This is a genomic window from Nonomuraea sp. NBC_00507 (assembly GCF_036013525.1).
GTDB lineage: Bacteria > Actinomycetota > Actinomycetes > Streptosporangiales > Streptosporangiaceae > Nonomuraea.
Genome location: NZ_CP107853.1, coordinates 11141888 through 11157203 on the forward strand (window position 1 = coordinate 11141888; position 15316 = coordinate 11157203).

The following is a 15316-nucleotide window of genomic DNA, read 5'->3' on the forward strand; positions in this document are numbered from 1 at the left end:
GTCCTAACGAAACGCGCGTGCGGGATCGTTTCGGTCTCGACCGGGAGGGCGGGGGTTGACGTGCTGGAGCTGTTCCGGCTGGATGGGAAGGTGGCGATCGTCACCGGGGCTTCGTCGGGCTTGGGCGTGGCCTTCGCCCGAGGGCTGGCCGAAGCGGGCGCCGACATCGTGATCGGCGCCCGGCGGGCGGACCGGCTGGAGGAGACGCGGCGGCTGGTTGAGGAGACCGGCCGGCGGTGCGTCGCCGTGCCGACGGACGTCGCGCGTCACGAGGACTGCAAGGCACTGGTCGCCGCCGCCGTCGAGACGCTGGGCAGCGTCAACGTGCTGATCAACAACGCCGGGATCGCCACGGCCGTGCCCGCGGTGCGCGAGACGCCCGAGGAGTTCCGGCAGGTCATCGACGTCAACCTGCACGGGACGTACTGGATGGCACAGGCATGCGCGCGGGTCATGCCGCCGGGTTCGTCGATCGTGAACATCGGCAGTGTGCTCGGCGAGACCACGGCCGGACTGCCCCAGGCCGCCTACAGCGCGTCCAAGGCGGCGGTGATCGGCCTCACCCGCGACCTGGCCCAGCAGTGGACCGGGCGGCGCGGGATCAGGGTCAACTGCCTGGAGCCGGGCTTCTTCGCATCGGAGATGACCGAGCAGTACAAACCCGGCTATCTGGAGCGGATGATGGAGTCGCGGGTGGTCATGGACCGGCCCGGCGACCCGGCCGAGCTGGTGGCCGCCGCGATCTTTCTCGCGAGCGACGCCTCCTCGTACATCACCGGAGTGACGCTGCCGGTGGACGGTGGAATGCTGATCACGTAGAAGACCGGACGCAAGGAAGGGCTCCATGCCTCGTCTTACCGACGCCACCGTCTGGATCCTGGTCCTGGCGATCGCAGGCGCCGCTGCTGCGGGAGTTTGTCACCTGACCTCGCCCGTGGTCTCGCCCGGCGCACCGCGAGATTTCTTCGACTCTCCGTTCCTGCTCCTGGCTTTCCTCGGCCTAGCCGTTGTCTCCGGGATGGCTGCATGGTTCGTCCCGCAAGGCGGGCTCTGGTGGGGCCTGTTGGCAGCGAGTCCCTTCTACGTCCTCTTTCTGATTGGTGTCGTCCGGGAGGGCGGAGGCGGCCAGGGGCTATGGCCGGTGGGCCTGCTGTTCCTGATCTTCTATACCGCGATTCCAGTGATCGCGGCGCTGGCGGTGTCATTCGCCGCGACACGGGTCCGTTCCTAGAAGAGCCGTGACGCTCGCGAAACAGCCATCTAGCGCACATGGCGACAAGCGAAACGTCAGCAGCAGGATGTTCTGCGACGCTCTGATCGACGAGGCCCTACGACAGTACGAACTGTGGCGGAAGTTAGAGAATGACGATGAATGAGCGCAATGATCTGACCGAGATCTTCGATGCCCCCGGAGAGATGGAAGAGATCCGTACTGAAGCCGCGCTGCTGCGGGCAGGACTGCGCTTGGGCGAGATCCGCAAGCGCCTGGGCTTGACTCAGCGGGAGGTCGCCGAGCGCATGGGTGTCACTCAGGCCCGTGTGTCCGCCATCGAAAGCGCGATGGTCATCGACCTGAAGGTGGACACTCTCCGCAGCTATGCCAGGGCATTGGATGACCAAGCGACCGTAACCCTGACCGTCTTCGGAGAAAGCGTCAACTTGGTCGCGTGACCTAACGTCGCATCGGAAGCTGATGTCGCCGTAATAGCACGTCAGTTGATCAGGTCGAACGGCAGCCGTGGCTCGATCTTCGCGAGCCTCGTAGCCCCGGCCCGGCTCGTCAGCACGGGGGCCGATCGGTTGAGAGCCAAATCCGCAGTCTGCGCATCCTCGACCGTGAGACCCAGCACGTTCATGAGGAAACCGGATCGGATCGCGCGTTCAGCGCTGCCGCCTCGGTCGACGAGGTGGTCGACGACGACGGAAGGGTTCGACAGTAGTGCCTCGACGCGGGCATTGAGCCGTGCGAGGTACAGCTCTGGATAGCCGCTGGTGGCCGTCGTTAGCACAGTGGAGGGCAGAATGAGGGTCACCATCTCGCGAGCCGCGGCCGACAGCATGATACGCAGATCCTTGTCACCGCCGAGATAGCCGACCACGGCCGGGGTGTGCAGGACGCGACCGCGAATCATGCGGCATCGTGCTTGTTGTCGTCGAGGACCTCGGCTGTGGAGCGACGCAGCCGAGCGGCCCAGTAGTCCTCACGATCCGGATCGTCGGGAAGCGGCTCACCGAAGGCTTCCGCGTCGCGGGCAAGCCAGGCTTCTCGTTGACGAGCGCCCGCGATCAGCGCGGCCACGCCCGCCGAAAAAGAAGCGACATCGCCTGACTGCACCTTCTGGTCGAGCCATGCGGCGTCCTCGTCTGGCAGGCTGATCGCCCTCTTCTCGGTCATACCATCACGGTACCCCAGTAATACCTGGTTGATCTACGCAACCCAAAGAAAGGCAGGACGGTCCTGATCACTTGGACAGCAAGTCCTGCTGGGCGGCAAGGAAGCCGGCGTGGAAGCGGGTTCTGGCGCCCAGGCGCTCGCTCAGCACCTGGACGCGGCGCTGCACCGTACGCGGGCTCAGACCCAGTTGCCTGGCGATGGCATCATCCTTCATGCCGGCGGCCAGGAGGGCCAGCACCTCGGCGTCCGGGGCCTCGCGCTCCTGTTCCAGGCCCTCCGTCGACAGGCGCAGCGGCACGGCGGCTCGCCACAGCGTCTCGAACAGGCCGACCAGGGCGTCGAGCAGCGCTGACGGGTGGACGACGAGGGCGCTCTCGACAGCTTGGCCCTCGTCGGAGACCAGCGGGAGGATGGCGGTGGCCGCGTCGGCTATGGCTAGTTTGACTGGCACCTGGCCGAGCCTGGCCTGCTCGCCGTCGGCGATGGCGCGGCGCGTGTGGGCCAGCATGCCGGGGTGTTCGAAGGCCTGAGGGCTGTAGATGCCGCGGGTGACGGGTGCTCCCCTGCGGGCCGCTCGTTGCCGGTTCTCCCGGTCGTCGCTGATGTCCACCGCGTACGGCGGATGCACCAGCACCAGCATCTCCCGCGTGGCGTTGCGTTCCAGCTGGAGGTAACGGCGGGCAACAGCGTCGCGGCCGGTCACCACCTCCAGCACCTCCTCCGGCTGCGGCCCGCTGCGGGCGGCTACTTCCGTGGCCAGAAGCGCGGCGGCGGCGCGGCTGTGGGTCAGCTCCTCCTGGCGGCGGGCGACGAGGATGTCGATGGCGATGGTGGGTGGAGTGGCGATGAGGCGCAACGGCCGGCCGGCCACGCGGGAGATCAGGCCGAGGTCCTCCAGCCGGGGCAGCATGCGGCGGATGGCAGCGGCGGACGAGCCGGTCTCGGCCGCCAGCTCGCTCAGCGTCGCGGGACCGTGTCTGAGCAAAGCCCGGTACGCCGATTCCTCAGCGCCCGTGACCCCAAGTCCTTCGAGTAAGCGCCGCTGCGCCATGCCGCCTCTTCCCGACGTGTCATGATCCCCGATCAGCGTACGACAAGGCTCGTTCTCTCTCCCCGTGGGACGAGGGCCCCGCGGCCGCCTTCGCCGCCCGCTTCGAGGTGGCGATCATGCCGTCCGCCCGCCTGCGCGAGATCCCGTTCGCGCCGAAGTAGGAGACAAGACGCCCCTGAGGCGTTATAAGACCATTTACGGGCACTTGCTATACCTTGACTTTACGAAAGGCGAAGTCTGGGGGCAGGGGTGCGGGTTCGGACGTTCCTGGCCGGTCTGGCCACGATGACGGTGTTGACCGGCTGCGGCGGCTTAGAAGCGCAGTCCACTTACCCCGACACCCCCGGGAAACCCGACTCGGCCTCGGTCTCGGACGCCCGCAAGAAGCTCGCCAAACTGGACGTCAAAGGCCGGGCTCCCAAGACGGGCTTCGACCGCGACGAGTTCGGCCCGGCGTGGGCGGACGTGGACCGCAACGGCTGCGACACCCGTAACGACATCCTGAAGCGCGATCTGGAGGACGAAACCTTCAGGCGCGGCACCCAGGACTGCATCGTCCTGACCGGCACGCTGAAGGACCCCTACAGCGGCAAGACGATCGAGTTCAAACGTGGCCAGGACACGAGCATGGACGTCCAGATCGATCACTTGATCCCGCTGTCGGACGCCTGGCAAAAGGGCGCCCAGCAATGGTCGGCCACCAAGCGCAAGGAGTTCGCCAACGACCCGCTGAACCTCCTGGCCGTAGACGGGCCGCTGAACAGCCAGAAGAGCGACTCGGACGCCGCCACCTGGCTGCCGCCGCGCAAGGCGTACCGGTGCACGTACATCGCCCGGCAGATCGACGTGAAGGCGAAGTACGACGTGTGGGTCACGTCGGCGGAGAAGAACGCGATGGAGTCGATTCTCGGGAACTGCTGATCCCCTCGTTACTGACAGCGGGGACCGCGTCCGCTGGTGTCCTCCCCGTGGCGATCGATCGCGCGACGCAGCCTCTTGCGCGCGACCCAGAAGGACAAGGCCTCGTCGGTGGCCGCCGAGAAGCCGCGCGGACCCCTGAGCTGCTCCACTTCGGCAATCAGGCGACGACGCAGGGTTACCGATCTGCGTGCTGTGGTGCCGGACTCCGGGACGGACATACGTTCTCGCCTTCAATGTTGAGGAGCCATCTCGAAAGACGTTCTCGCGGTTTGCTGATTCCAGCTGCGACGCCGGACCTGCAGTGGAGACGGACAGGGCAATCGCTGCCACCGGGCCGACCGGCTTGGTATCACGACACGTCTGATTGAGTGAGTCGCTCGGCGAGCAGCCAGGTGCCGGGGCCGACGCGGCCTCCGGGGCCTGGGTGGACCTTGACGTCGTCGGCGGTGACCTGCTCCCCGCAGTGCGGGCAGACGATCAGCGGCGTGAAGAGGTTTCCGCACGGCCGGTGTTCGAGAACGGCCGGCGGGCCGTCCGTCAGTCCGGCCCACCGGTTGCCCCATGCCATCAGGGCCATCAGCACGGGCACGAGATCCCGGCCGGCTTCAGTGAGGCCGTACTCGTGACGCGGGGGGCGCTCCTGGTAGCGGCGCCGTTCGAGGATCTGCTGGTCCACCAGGTGATCGAGCCGGGCGGTCAGCAGGTTGCGGGAGATCCCGAGATCGGTGACCAGGTCGTCGAAGCGGCGGACGCCGAGGTAGACGTCACGAATGATGAGGGGCGTCCACCAGTCCCCCACGATCTCCAGACTGCGGGCGATGGCGCAGCTCATGTCGGCGAAGCTCGTACGGCGCATGCTGTTCAGCCTAGAGGGTTGCCTTATTGAACGCACACGGGATAGCTTCCGCTTGGAAGTAAGTTCAATAAAGCAACCCTTAGGAGGAGGGCATGCCGTTCGTCGAAGTGTTCGTTCCCCGCGGTTCGCTCCGCGAGGACCAGCGCGCCCGCTTGTCCGAGGAGCTCGTCGCGGAGGTCATGCACGTGGAGGGAGCGCCCGACACCGCGGCCGCGAGGTCCATTTCCTGGCTGGTCTTCCAGGACGTGGACGCCTGGTCTGTCGGCGGGCGCCCGGTGACGGCGGACGAGCCGGCCAGATACGTGGTCCGGGTGAGCGTTCCGGCCGGATCCTTGGACGACGACAAGCGCGCCGAGATGATGCGGAGGGTCACGGCCGTGCTGGCCAAGGCCGACGACGATCCCGACCGGCTCTCCAGTGAGCCGTCCGCTTGGGTGCACATCGTCGAGATCCCCGACGGTAACTGGGGAGTGTTCGGCCGCGTCGTCCGGCTTCCCGACATCATCAACTTCGTCATCGAGCAGCAGCCCGCCTGACTGCTGCGGTCCCGCCGGCCGGCCGAGGCGCGGGAATCCTGCTCAGGCGGGAGATCACCCTGCCGTCACGGCCGGCCATGACGGCAGGCCGGTCTCAGTGCGCTGAGCAGGCACCCGTCGGCGCGGCAGGCAGCGGGTCGGGACGGCCGATCGTGGGCATGCCCAGCAGGACCCCGGGTCCGGTCGCCGGGCCGGCCTGGCGGGCCTCCCAGGCGTCGCCGGCCCGAGTCCGGCGAACCGACCGCACGGGCCCGTCCGCCACCAGGTGGTGCGGTGCCGCGTACGTCACCTCTACCGTCACCATGTCCCCAGGCCTCGGCACCTCGGACCCCACCGCGAAATGCACGAGCCGGTTGTCAGCCGCCCGGCCCGACAACCGCCGGGTGGCCTCGTCCTTGCGGCCTTCGCCCTCGGCCACCAGCACTTCCAGCGTCCGGCCGACCTGCTTCTTGTTCTCCTCCCAGGAGATCTCCTCCTGCAGGGCGACCAGCCGCTCGTAGCGCTCCTGGACGACCTCCTTGGGCACCTGGTCGGGCATGGTGGCCGCCGGGGTGCCGGGGCGGATGGAGTATTGGAAGGTGAAGGCGTTGGCGAAGCGGCTCTGGCGGACGACGTCGAGCGTGCCCTGAAAGTCCTCCTCGGTCTCCCCCGGGAAGCCGACGATGATGTCCGTCGAAATGGCGGCGTCGGGCATGGCGGCGCGGACGCGCTCGATGATGCCCAGGTAACGCTCGGCACGGTAGGAACGCCGCATCGCCTTCAAAATGCGTGAAGAGCCCGACTGCAGCGGCATGTGCAGCTGATGCATGACGTTGGGCGTCTCGGCCATGGCGGCGATCACGTCGTCGGTGAAGGCGGCCGGGTGCGGGGAGGTGAAGCGGACCCGCTCCAGGCCCTCGATGTCGCCGCAGGCACGCAGCAGCTTGCCGAAGGCCAGGCGGTCGCCGAACTCCACGCCGTAGGTGTTGACGTTCTGGCCGAGCAGGGTGACCTCGAGGACGCCCTGGTCCACCAAGGCCTGGACCTCGGCGAGGATGTCGCCGGGACGGCGGTCCTTCTCCTTGCCGCGCAGCGACGGCACGATGCAGAACGTGCACGTGTTGTTGCAGCCGACCGAGATGGACACCCACGCCGCGTAGGGAGACTCGCGCTTGGTGGGCAGCGTCGAGGGGAAGACCTCCAGGGACTCCTTCAGCTCGACCTGCGCCTCGCCCTCGATGCGGGCCCGCTCCAGCAGCACCGGCAGTGAGCCGATGTTGTGGGTGCCGAACACCACGTCGACCCACGGCGCCTTGCGGACGATCTCGCCCTGGTCCTTCTGCGCCAGGCAGCCGCCCACGGCGATCTGCATGCGCGGGTTGCGGGTCTTGGCGGGCCTGAGGTGCCCGAGGTTGCCGTAGAGGCGGTTGTCGGCGTTTTCCCGCACGGCACACGTGTTGAACACGACCACGTCGGCGGTCTCACCGTCCGGCGCGGGCATGTAGCCGGCGTCCTCCAGCAGGCCCGACAGCCGCTCGGAGTCATGCACGTTCATCTGGCACCCGTATGTGCGCACTTCGTACGTGCGGGCGCCCTCCTGGGTCACAGTCATGGCATGTTCAAGGGTAGTCGGTGTCGGGCTTGCGACGGCCCTCACAGATCTAAAAGACCAGCTTGACGGCCGGATGTGATCGGATCGGTACCACTCGGTTAGTGACCAGCGCCTTTATGCCCTCTACCGTTTCGTTCCATGACGGAGAACGGCGACGGCACTCCACTGGTTCAGTTGGAGGACGTCAACAAGCACTTTGGGGCCTTGCACGTCCTGAAGAACATCAACTTGACCGTCTCTCGTGGCGAGGTCCTGGTCGTCATCGGCCCGTCGGGCGGGGGGAAGTCAACGCTCTGCCGGGCGATCAACCGGTTGGAGACGATCGACGACGGGAAGATCATATTTGACGGCCAGGTGCTGCCCGCCGAGGGCAAGGCGCTGGCCAGGCTACGCTCTGAAGTAGGCATGGTTTTCCAGTCGTTCAACTTGTTCGCCCACAAGACCATCCGGGAGAACGTCACCCTCGGCCCGACCAAGGTGCGCGGCGTCGCCAAGGACGCCGCCAACAAGCGGGCGATGGAGCTTCTGGAGCGGGTGGGCATCGCGGCGCAGGCGGACAAATACCCGGCTCAGCTCTCCGGCGGCCAGCAGCAGCGGGTCGCGATCGCCAGGGCGCTGGCCATGGACCCGAAGATGATCCTGTTCGACGAGCCGACCTCGGCACTGGACCCCGAGATGGTGCAAGAGGTGCTCGATGTCATGATCGGGCTGGCCCGTGACGGGATGACCATGATGGTCGTCACGCACGAGATGGGCTTTGCCCGCCGGGCCGCCAACCGGGTTGTCTTCATGGCAGACGGCCAGATCGTGGAGGAGAACACTCCCGACGAGTTCTTCACGAACGCGCAGACCGACCGGGCGCGGGACTTTCTTTCGAAGATCCTCACGCACTGACTTATTACGAGGGCAGGTACACATGCACATGCGTCGAGCGGGAGCCATAGCGCTCTCGGTAGCGGCACTGGCCGCGGGCCTGACCGCTTGTGGCGGCGGAGACCAGACCTACGCCACTGTGGTGGAGAAGGTCCAGGGGGCGAGCAAGATCGTCGTCGGCACCAAGTGGGACCAGCCGAGCTTGGGCCTGAAGAAGGGCGCCGAGCCCGAGGGTTTCGACGTCGACGTGGCCAAGGCCGTCGTCAAGGAGATCGCCGGCGGCAAGGACGTGGAGATCGAGTGGAAGGAGTCGGCCTCGTCCAACCGCGAGCCGTTCCTCCAGAACGGCACGGTCGACATCGTCTTCGCCACCTACTCGATCACTGAGGAGCGCAAGGGCAAGGTCACCTTCGGTGGCCCGTACGTCGTCGCGCACCAGGACGTCATGGTCCGCAAGGACGACACCTCGATCAACACCCCGCAGGACCTCAAGGGCAAGAAGATCTGCAAGGCGGCGGGCTCCAACTCGTACAAGCGGATCACCGACCCGCCTCCGGACGGCGAGCTCGACATCGACGCGACGACCGTCGACGCCGCCAACTACTCCGAGTGCGTGCAGAAGCTCAACGGCAGCAACCTTGACGCCGTCACCACCGACGACCTGATCCTGGCGGGCTTCGCCAAGCAGGCCGGTGGCAACTTCAAGGTGCTGGGCCAGGGCTTCACGGACGAGAAGTACGGCATCGGCCTCAAGAAGGGCGACACCAAGACCTGTGAGGCCGTCAACGCGGCGGTGAAGAAGCTGTGGGACAACGGCACCATGAAGCAGCTGCTGGACAAGTGGTTCGGCGGCATTCAGGGTCTGCAGGTGTCCACGTCGGCCCCGCCTGCCGAGGGCTGCAGCTGATCACGTCAGAGACGGCGGCCGGGATCCCGGCCGCCGTCGCTCTATGCGGTGGAGCACGATGGAAGATCTGATTAGATACGCACCCGACCTCAGCCTGGGGTTCCTGGAGAACATCAAGCTCGCCATCGTGGGCGCGATCGCCTCCCTGATTCTCGGCACCGTCCTGGTGGCGATGAGAGTTTCCCCCACGCCGGTCCTGCGCGCGGCAGGCACGATCTACGTCAACGTCGTGCGCAACACCCCCCTCACGCTGGTCCTGGCCTTCTCCGCACTCGGCCTCAGCGACCAGCTCGGCCTGGTCTTCTCGAGTGTGCCCAGTATCAACTCGTTCTGGATCGTCGCGATGGGCCTGTCGGCCTACACCGCGGCCTTCGTCTGCGAGGCGCTTCGGTCCGGCATCAACACGGTGCCGCTCGGCCAAGCGGAGGCGGCCAGAGCGATCGGCCTGACGTTCATGCAGTCGCTGACGATGATCATTTTGCCGCAGGCTTTCCGCGCGGTCATCGCGCCGCTGGGCAGCGTGATGATCGCTATGATCAAGAACACGACGGTCGCGGTGGCCGGCGGGTACGCCTTCGAGTCCGCGAACAAGATGAAGGAGGCCTTCGACCAGGTCGGCGCCTCGATTCCGATCTTCCTGGGCATCGTGGTCGCCTTCATGTGCGTGACACTGCCGATCGGTTACTTCACCGGCTGGCTGGCCAAGCGTCTGGCGGTGGTTCGATGAGCAGCGCCGTCCTGTTCGATGCACCGGGGCCGCGCGCCCGGGTCCGCAATGCCCTCCTCACGGTCGTCAGCGTCGTGGCGGTCGCCGCCGTCCTGTATGGCATTTATGCCGGTTTCGACGCCAAGGGTCAGTGGGAAGCCAAGATCTGGCAGCCGTTCCTGGAATGGGACACCTGGCTGAACTTCATCATCCCCGGCCTGATCGGCACGCTCCGGGCCGCCGCGGTGGCCGCAGTGCTGGCCCTGCTCTTCGGCGCGGTCTTCGGCCTAGCCAGGCTCTCCGACCACGCCTGGATCCGGGTCCCGGTCGGCGTGGTGGTCGAGGTCTTCCGGGCCATCCCGCTGTTGCTGCTGATCTTCTTCATCTTCTACCTCGCACCCGCGGTGGTGGGCGGCGGCGACTACACATTCATAGCTGTGATCCTGGGCCTGACCTTCTACAACGGCTCGGTGCTGGCCGAGGTGGTCAGGGCCGGCGTGAACGCGGTGCCGAGGGGCCAGTCCGAGGCCGCGTACGCGGTCGGCATGCGCAAGAACCAGGTGATGCGGCTCGTGCTGCTGCCGCAGGGCGTCACGGCAATGATGCCGGCGATCGTCAGCCAGCTCGTGGTCCTGCTGAAGGACACCGCGCTCGGCTACATCATCGCCTACGTCGACCTGCTCAACACCGGCTTCAAGATCCTGCCCGCCGCGTTCTTCGGCTCGCTGATCCCGGCGGCGATCGTCATCGGCATCATCTATGTGGCGCTCAACATGGCGCTGAGCTACATGGCCACCTGGCTGGAGCGGCGTAGCAGGCGCAGCCGCAGGACCGCTGCCCGGCCCGTCGCGGCGCCCGGCTCGGCCGCCGTCGGCATCGGCGCCGGTGAGGGCACCGAGGGCGGCGGCGTGGCGCCCGACCGTCCCGTGGAGTAACCGGGCGGCGGGCCTTCCGCCCGCCGCCCGTGTACCCGTAAAACGCCAAGAAACGTCCATATTTCGGGTAAGGCCGGTTTCCTGGCGTTTCCCAGCGCACACACTCGTAACCATGCTGGGGGCGGCGTTCGCGTGTGCGGCCATGGTAGTGACCCTGGCCGCGTGCCAGGGCGGGGGCGCGTACTCGACCGTCGTGGAGAAGATCAGAGGCGCCAAGAGAGTCGTCGTCGGCACCAAATGGGACCAGCCGAGCCTCGGTCTGAAGACCGGCCCCGGCGACCCTCAGGGCTTCGACGTGGACGTCGCCAGGTACGTCGTCAAGGCACTGGCCGGCGGCGAGGACGTGCAGATCACCTGGCGGGAGTCGCCTTCGTCCACCCGCGAGGCGCTGCTCCAGAACGGCAGCGTGGACATGATCTTCGCCACCTACGCCATCACCGAGGCCCGCAAGCGCCACGTGACCTTCGGCGGGCCGTATGTGCTCGTCGAGCAGGACACGATGGTCCGCGCCGACAACACCACCATCAGGAAGGTGACCGATCTTCGGCACAAGCGCATCTGCCTGGCGGAGGGGTCGAACTCGTACCGGCGGATCGTGGACCCGCCGCCGGACGGCAAGCTGGATCTGCCTGCGGAGCTGGTGCCCGCGAGAAACTACTCCGAGTGCGTGAGCAAGCTCGCCTCCGGCCGGCTCGACGCGGTCAGCACCCAGAGCTTGATCCTGGCCGGGTTCGCCGAGGCCGAGCCCGGCCGGTTCAAGCTGCTCAACGACCCCTTCTTCCAGGAGAAGTGGGGTGTGGGGCTGAAGATGGGCGACACCGCCACCTGTGAGGCCGTCAACCGGGCGATCATCGAGATGTGGCGGGACGGCACAGCCACGAGGCTGCTGCACAAATGGTTCGGCAGGACGGGGCTCAAGCTGCCCTCGTCCCTCCCGCGGGCCGAGGGATGCCCCTGATCTCGGGGGACCGCCCGCACGCTCGGCGATCTTCCGGCAGGATGCGGGTATGCCTTTCTGGCCCTCCCCCATTTCGACCAGAGACGTGGCGGGCTCGGGCGTGCGTCCCGCCTGGCCGGCGGCCCAGGACGGCCGGGTGTGGTGGACGGAGGAGCGCCCCGGAGAGGGCGGGCGCACCACGCTCATGTGCCGTGCCGCCGATGGCACCTGCCGTGAGCTGCTTCCCGCGCCGTGGAGCGCGCACACCAGGGTCCACGAGGACGGCGGCCGCCCCTACGCCGTGACCCCTGCGGGTGACGTGGTCTTCGCCAACCACGAGGATCAGCGCCTCTACCTTCTGGGAGATAACGGCGAGCCGAAACCTCTCACACCGGAGGGCTGCCGCTACGCCGACCTGCTGGTCCACGACGGCCAGGTGTGGTGCGTACGCGAGCGGCACGCCGAGGACGGCAAGGTCACCAGGGCCGTGGTGTCGGTCCCGCTGGACGGCGGCGACGTCCGCGAATGGGCCACCGGTTGCGACTTCTACGCCTCTCCCGCCGTTTCGCCCGACGGGCGGCATCTGGCCTACGTCTGCTGGAACCATCCACGCAGACCATGGGACGGCACCGAGCTACGCGTCACCTCCCTGTCGGGCGGAGACGCGTGGACCGTGCGGGGCGGCGCGTCGGAGTCCGTGCTGGCGCCTACGTGGAAGAACGACTCCCGCCTCTACCTCGTCTCCGACTCCTCCGGCTGGTGGAACCTCTACGAGGTCGGCCTGCACGGCGACGGCGCGCAGGCGCTCTGCCCGGCAGAAGAGGAGTTCACCCCTGCGCCGCGACTCCTGGGCGGCAGGCCGTACACCGTGCTTGGGGATGGGCGACTGGCCGTCCTGCACGGGCACGCCGACCTGCGCCTGGGCGTGCTCGACCCGGCGTCGGGCACGCTCACCGACCTCGACGTGCCCTACCGCGGGTGGGACGGGACGCTGGCCGCCGACGGCGCGACCGTGACCGGGATCGCCTACGCCCCCACCGTTCCCCGGACCGTCGTCAGCGTGGACACTCCCTCGGGCCGGAGCCGGGCACTGCGGCAGAACATCGAGCGGTTGCCGGAACCGGCCTTCCTGCCCGTGCCGCAGGCGGTGCGGGTGCCGCGCTCGGGCGAGGACATTCACGCCTTCCTCTACCCGCCGCACGATCCGGCCGCCGAGGGCGGAGCGCCGCCCTACGTGATCTTCGTGCACGGGGGGCCGATCGCACACGCCGACACCGCGCTCGACCTGGAGAAGGCGTTCCTGACCTCGCGCGGCATCGGCGTGCTCGACCTCAACTACAGCGGCTCGACGGGCTATGGAAGGGCCTACCGCGAGCGGCTGAAGGGGCAGTGGGGACTGCTGGACGTCGCGGACACGCTCGCCGCCGCCACATGGCTGGCCGCCGAGGGCCTGGCCGACCCTGCCAGAATCGCGGTACGCGGTGGGAGCGCGGGCGGCTGGACGGTGATGGCCGCCTGCTGCCGGTCCGATGTGTTCGCCGGCGGCGTGGCCTACTACGGCATCAGCATGCTGGGCCCGCTCGCCGCGCACACCCACGACTTCGCCTCACGTTACGTGGAGTGGCTGGTCGGACCGGAAGACCCGCAGGTCTACGCCGCTCGCGAGCCGCTCGCCCTCGTCGAGGGCGTCTCCTGCCCCATGCTGTTGATGCAGGGGCTCGACGATCCCGTGGTGCCGCCTGAGCAGTCCGAGGCCTTCGCGGACGCGCTGTCAGAGCGTGGGGTCGCCTGCACGTATCTTGCCTTCGACGGCGAGTCACACGGTTTCCGCCGCACCGAGACCCGCACCGCCGCCCTGGCCGCCGAACTGGCCTTCTACCAGCAGATCTTCACCGTAGCGGGCTGATTACTGAACGGGCTCATGCTCAAGGGGCTCAATGGTCAACGGGCGAACTCCGTGGCGCGCGACTCCCGTACGACCGTGATCCGGATCTGCCCGGGGTAGGTGAGCTCCTCCTCGACCTGCTTGGCCACGTCCCTGGCGATCACTTGGGCCTGGATGTCGTCGATCGCGTCCGGCTTGACCATGACCCGGATCTCCCGGCCGGCCTGCATGGCGAACACCTTCTCCACGCCCTCGTACGACTGCGCGATCTCCTCCAACCGCTCCAGCCGCTTGACGTACGCCTCCAGGGACTCGCGGCGGGCGCCGGGCCGGCTGCCGCTGATCGCGTCGGCGGCCTGCGTGAGCACCGCTTCGACGGTGCGTACCTCGACCTCGTTGTGGTGCGCCTCGATGGCGTGCACCACGTCCTCCTCCTCGCCGTAGCGGCGGGCGATCTCCGCGCCGATCAGCGCGTGGCTGCCCTCGACCTCGTGCGTGAGCGCCTTGCCGATGTCGTGCAGGAGGGCGCAGCGCTTCATCAGCGTCTGGTTCATCTTCAGCTCGGCGGCCATGATCCCGGCGATGTGCGCGGACTCGATGAGGTGCTTGAGCACGTTCTGCCCGTACGAGGTGCGGTATCTCAGCTGGCCGAGCAGCAGCGTCAGCTCCGGATGCATGTCGGTGATGCCCAGCTCCACCAGGGCGTCCTCACCGGCCCGCGCGCACAGGTCCTGCACCTCCTGGCGGCTGCGGTCGTGGGCCTCCTCGATGCGCTGCGGGTGGATGCGGCCGTCGAGCACGAGCTTCTCCAGTGTGAGCCGCGCCGTCTCCCGCCTGACCGGGTCGAAGCACGACAACAACACCGCCTCGGGGGTGTCGTCGATGATGAGATTCACGCCGGTGGTCGACTCGAAGGCCCGGATGTTGCGGCCCTCGCGGCCGATGATGCGGCCCTTCATCTCGTCCCCAGGCAGGTGCAGCACGCTGACGACCGACTCCGCGGTCTGCTCCGCCGCGACCCGCTGCACGGCCAGCGTCACGATCTTGGTCGCCCGCTTCTCGCCCTCCTTGCGGGCGTCGCCCTCGATCTCTCTGACGATCAGCGCGGCCTCACGCTTGGCCTGGTTTTCGATCTCCTTGACCAGCTCGGACTTGGCCTGGTCGGTGGTCAGCCCGGCGACCCGCTCCAAGATGACCCGGCGCTGCTCCTCGACCTGGAGCAACTCCTCGCGCCGGTCGGCGAGCTCGATCTCGGTCTCGGCCAGTTTTCTGTCCCGCTCGGTCTGCCGTCTGGCCTCCTCATCCAGCCGCTGCTCCCGCTCGGCCAGCCTGGCCTCCCGGCGTTCGAGGTCGGCACGGAGCTCCTTGAGCTCGGACTTGAGTATCCGGCTCTCCTGCTCGACCTCGCGGCGCATCTGCGCGGCGCTCTCGGCGGCCGCCTCTGACCTGCGCAGGATCTCATCGGCGTCGGTCTCCGCCTTGTGGCGGATCTCCCGCGCCTCCTCACGTGCCTGCTCGATCTCCTCGTGCACGGCCTGCAGCTGCTCGGGGCTCGGCTTGGCCCCCGCTTTCGGTACGCTGCCGGAGGTGCGGCGTATGACGACGAGAAGCGCGACGATCATCCCGAACGCGAGCACGAGCACCGCCACCATCAGCACCACGACCAGCGGCCCCATGTGCGCCCCGCCCTCCTCGCGTCGTCAACACCTCATAACGCGGACCA

17 protein-coding genes are annotated in these 15316 nt (G+C 67.7%); 11 read left to right on the forward strand and 6 right to left on the reverse strand.

Annotated features, from left to right (window positions below; genetic code table 11):
* Positions 1-60 precede the first annotated feature (60 nt).
* From OHA25_RS53115 to OHA25_RS53125, 3 genes are all read left to right on the forward strand, one after another.
* The gene (locus OHA25_RS53115) at positions 61-819 is read left to right on the forward strand and encodes an SDR family NAD(P)-dependent oxidoreductase (RefSeq protein WP_327584459.1); all 759 of its coding nucleotides are present in this window, start codon (positions 61-63) and stop codon (positions 817-819) included.
* A 25-nt stretch (positions 820-844) separates the two neighbouring features.
* Positions 845-1231, forward strand: a complete 387-nt coding sequence (locus OHA25_RS53120) for a hypothetical protein (protein WP_327584460.1) — start codon at positions 845-847, stop codon at positions 1229-1231.
* Between the two features lie 131 nt (positions 1232-1362).
* The gene (locus OHA25_RS53125) at positions 1363-1671 is read left to right on the forward strand and encodes a helix-turn-helix domain-containing protein (RefSeq protein ID WP_327584461.1); all 309 of its coding nucleotides are present in this window, start codon (positions 1363-1365) and stop codon (positions 1669-1671) included.
* Between the two features lie 41 nt (positions 1672-1712).
* Here the strand turns inward: OHA25_RS53125 and OHA25_RS53130 are convergent, their stop codons facing one another.
* The 3 genes from OHA25_RS53130 to OHA25_RS53140 all read right to left on the reverse strand — a co-directional run bounded on the left by OHA25_RS53130 (position 1713) and on the right by OHA25_RS53140 (position 3446).
* A complete protein-coding gene (locus OHA25_RS53130) occupies positions 1713-2099 on the reverse strand; it encodes a hypothetical protein (protein WP_327584462.1) in 387 nt (128 codons plus the stop codon).
* 29 nt (positions 2100-2128) lie between these two features.
* Positions 2129-2395 (reverse strand): ribbon-helix-helix domain-containing protein, encoded by a 267-nt coding sequence (locus OHA25_RS53135; protein WP_327584463.1) that lies wholly within the window; start codon positions 2393-2395, stop codon positions 2129-2131.
* A gap of 67 nt (positions 2396-2462) precedes the next feature.
* Positions 2463-3446 carry a helix-turn-helix domain-containing protein gene (locus OHA25_RS53140; RefSeq protein ID WP_327584464.1) on the reverse strand — a complete coding sequence of 328 codons (984 nt, stop codon included), beginning with the start codon at positions 3444-3446 and terminating at the stop codon, positions 2463-2465.
* Between the two features lie 249 nt (positions 3447-3695).
* Between OHA25_RS53140 and OHA25_RS53145 the strand changes: the two genes are divergently transcribed.
* The gene (locus tag OHA25_RS53145; protein ID WP_327584465.1) at positions 3696-4367 is read left to right on the forward strand and encodes an HNH endonuclease family protein; all 672 of its coding nucleotides are present in this window, start codon (positions 3696-3698) and stop codon (positions 4365-4367) included.
* Between the two features lie 349 nt (positions 4368-4716).
* Here the strand turns inward: OHA25_RS53145 and OHA25_RS53150 are convergent, their stop codons facing one another.
* On the reverse strand, positions 4717-5223 hold the full coding sequence (locus OHA25_RS53150) for a winged helix-turn-helix transcriptional regulator (protein ID WP_327584466.1): 507 nt from the start codon (positions 5221-5223) through the stop codon (positions 4717-4719).
* A gap of 92 nt (positions 5224-5315) precedes the next feature.
* Between OHA25_RS53150 and OHA25_RS53155 the strand changes: the two genes are divergently transcribed.
* Entirely contained in the window at positions 5316-5759 is a 444-nt protein-coding gene (locus OHA25_RS53155) for a tautomerase family protein (RefSeq protein ID WP_327584467.1), read from the forward strand.
* Positions 5760-5853: 94 nt separating this feature from the next.
* Here OHA25_RS53155 and miaB read toward each other — a convergent pair whose 3' ends face one another.
* A complete protein-coding gene (gene miaB / locus OHA25_RS53160) occupies positions 5854-7350 on the reverse strand; it encodes a tRNA (N6-isopentenyl adenosine(37)-C2)-methylthiotransferase MiaB (RefSeq protein WP_327584468.1) in 1497 nt (498 codons plus the stop codon).
* A 138-nt stretch (positions 7351-7488) separates the two neighbouring features.
* On the opposite strand from miaB, the gene OHA25_RS53165 reads away from it, so the two are divergent.
* The 6 genes from OHA25_RS53165 (at position 7489) to OHA25_RS53190 (ending at position 13614) form a co-directional block, all read left to right on the forward strand.
* On the forward strand, positions 7489-8244 hold the full coding sequence (locus tag OHA25_RS53165) for an amino acid ABC transporter ATP-binding protein (protein ID WP_305923394.1): 756 nt from the start codon (positions 7489-7491) through the stop codon (positions 8242-8244).
* Positions 8245-8266: 22 nt separating this feature from the next.
* The gene (locus OHA25_RS53170; protein WP_327584469.1) at positions 8267-9130 is read left to right on the forward strand and encodes a glutamate ABC transporter substrate-binding protein; all 864 of its coding nucleotides are present in this window, start codon (positions 8267-8269) and stop codon (positions 9128-9130) included.
* A gap of 58 nt (positions 9131-9188) precedes the next feature.
* Positions 9189-9857: an amino acid ABC transporter permease gene (locus OHA25_RS53175; protein ID WP_327584470.1), complete on the forward strand. Its 669-nt coding sequence runs from the start codon at positions 9189-9191 to the stop codon at positions 9855-9857.
* Positions 9854-10771 (forward strand): amino acid ABC transporter permease, encoded by a 918-nt coding sequence (locus OHA25_RS53180; protein WP_327584471.1) that lies wholly within the window; start codon positions 9854-9856, stop codon positions 10769-10771. Before OHA25_RS53175 ends, OHA25_RS53180 begins: the two co-directional genes overlap by 4 nt.
* Before the next feature lie 112 nt (positions 10772-10883).
* Positions 10884-11729 (forward strand): glutamate ABC transporter substrate-binding protein, encoded by an 846-nt coding sequence (locus tag OHA25_RS53185; RefSeq protein WP_327584472.1) that lies wholly within the window; start codon positions 10884-10886, stop codon positions 11727-11729.
* A 49-nt stretch (positions 11730-11778) separates the two neighbouring features.
* Positions 11779-13614, forward strand: coding sequence for a S9 family peptidase (locus OHA25_RS53190; RefSeq protein WP_327584473.1), 1836 nt, complete (start codon positions 11779-11781; stop codon positions 13612-13614).
* 35 nt (positions 13615-13649) lie between these two features.
* Here OHA25_RS53190 and rny read toward each other — a convergent pair whose 3' ends face one another.
* Entirely contained in the window at positions 13650-15269 is a 1620-nt protein-coding gene (gene rny / locus OHA25_RS53195) for a ribonuclease Y (protein WP_327584474.1), read from the reverse strand.
* Between the last annotated feature and the right edge of the window lie 47 nt (positions 15270-15316).

Bases quoted from the DNA above. Each gene is read 5' to 3' on its own strand.
- OHA25_RS53120 (WP_327584460.1), top strand. From the start codon at position 845: ATGCCTCGTCTTACCGACGCCACCGTCTGGATCCTGGTCCTGGCGATC.
- miaB (WP_327584468.1), bottom strand. From the start codon at position 7,350: ATGACTGTGACCCAGGAGGGCGCCCGCACGTACGAAGTGCGCACATAC.
- OHA25_RS53165 (WP_305923394.1), top strand. From the start codon at position 7,489: ATGACGGAGAACGGCGACGGCACTCCACTGGTTCAGTTGGAGGACGTC.
- rny (WP_327584474.1), bottom strand. From the start codon at position 15,269: ATGGGGCCGCTGGTCGTGGTGCTGATGGTGGCGGTGCTCGTGCTCGCG.
- OHA25_RS53125 (WP_327584461.1), top strand. From the start codon at position 1,363: ATGACGATGAATGAGCGCAATGATCTGACCGAGATCTTCGATGCCCCC.
- OHA25_RS53190 (WP_327584473.1), top strand. From the start codon at position 11,779: ATGCCTTTCTGGCCCTCCCCCATTTCGACCAGAGACGTGGCGGGCTCG.
- OHA25_RS53135 (WP_327584463.1), bottom strand. From the start codon at position 2,395: ATGACCGAGAAGAGGGCGATCAGCCTGCCAGACGAGGACGCCGCATGG.
- OHA25_RS53170 (WP_327584469.1), top strand. From the start codon at position 8,267: ATGCACATGCGTCGAGCGGGAGCCATAGCGCTCTCGGTAGCGGCACTG.
- OHA25_RS53185 (WP_327584472.1), top strand. From the start codon at position 10,884: ATGCTGGGGGCGGCGTTCGCGTGTGCGGCCATGGTAGTGACCCTGGCC.
- OHA25_RS53150 (WP_327584466.1), bottom strand. From the start codon at position 5,223: ATGCGCCGTACGAGCTTCGCCGACATGAGCTGCGCCATCGCCCGCAGT.
- OHA25_RS53140 (WP_327584464.1), bottom strand. From the start codon at position 3,446: ATGGCGCAGCGGCGCTTACTCGAAGGACTTGGGGTCACGGGCGCTGAG.
- OHA25_RS53155 (WP_327584467.1), top strand. From the start codon at position 5,316: ATGCCGTTCGTCGAAGTGTTCGTTCCCCGCGGTTCGCTCCGCGAGGAC.
- OHA25_RS53175 (WP_327584470.1), top strand. From the start codon at position 9,189: ATGGAAGATCTGATTAGATACGCACCCGACCTCAGCCTGGGGTTCCTG.
- OHA25_RS53180 (WP_327584471.1), top strand. From the start codon at position 9,854: ATGAGCAGCGCCGTCCTGTTCGATGCACCGGGGCCGCGCGCCCGGGTC.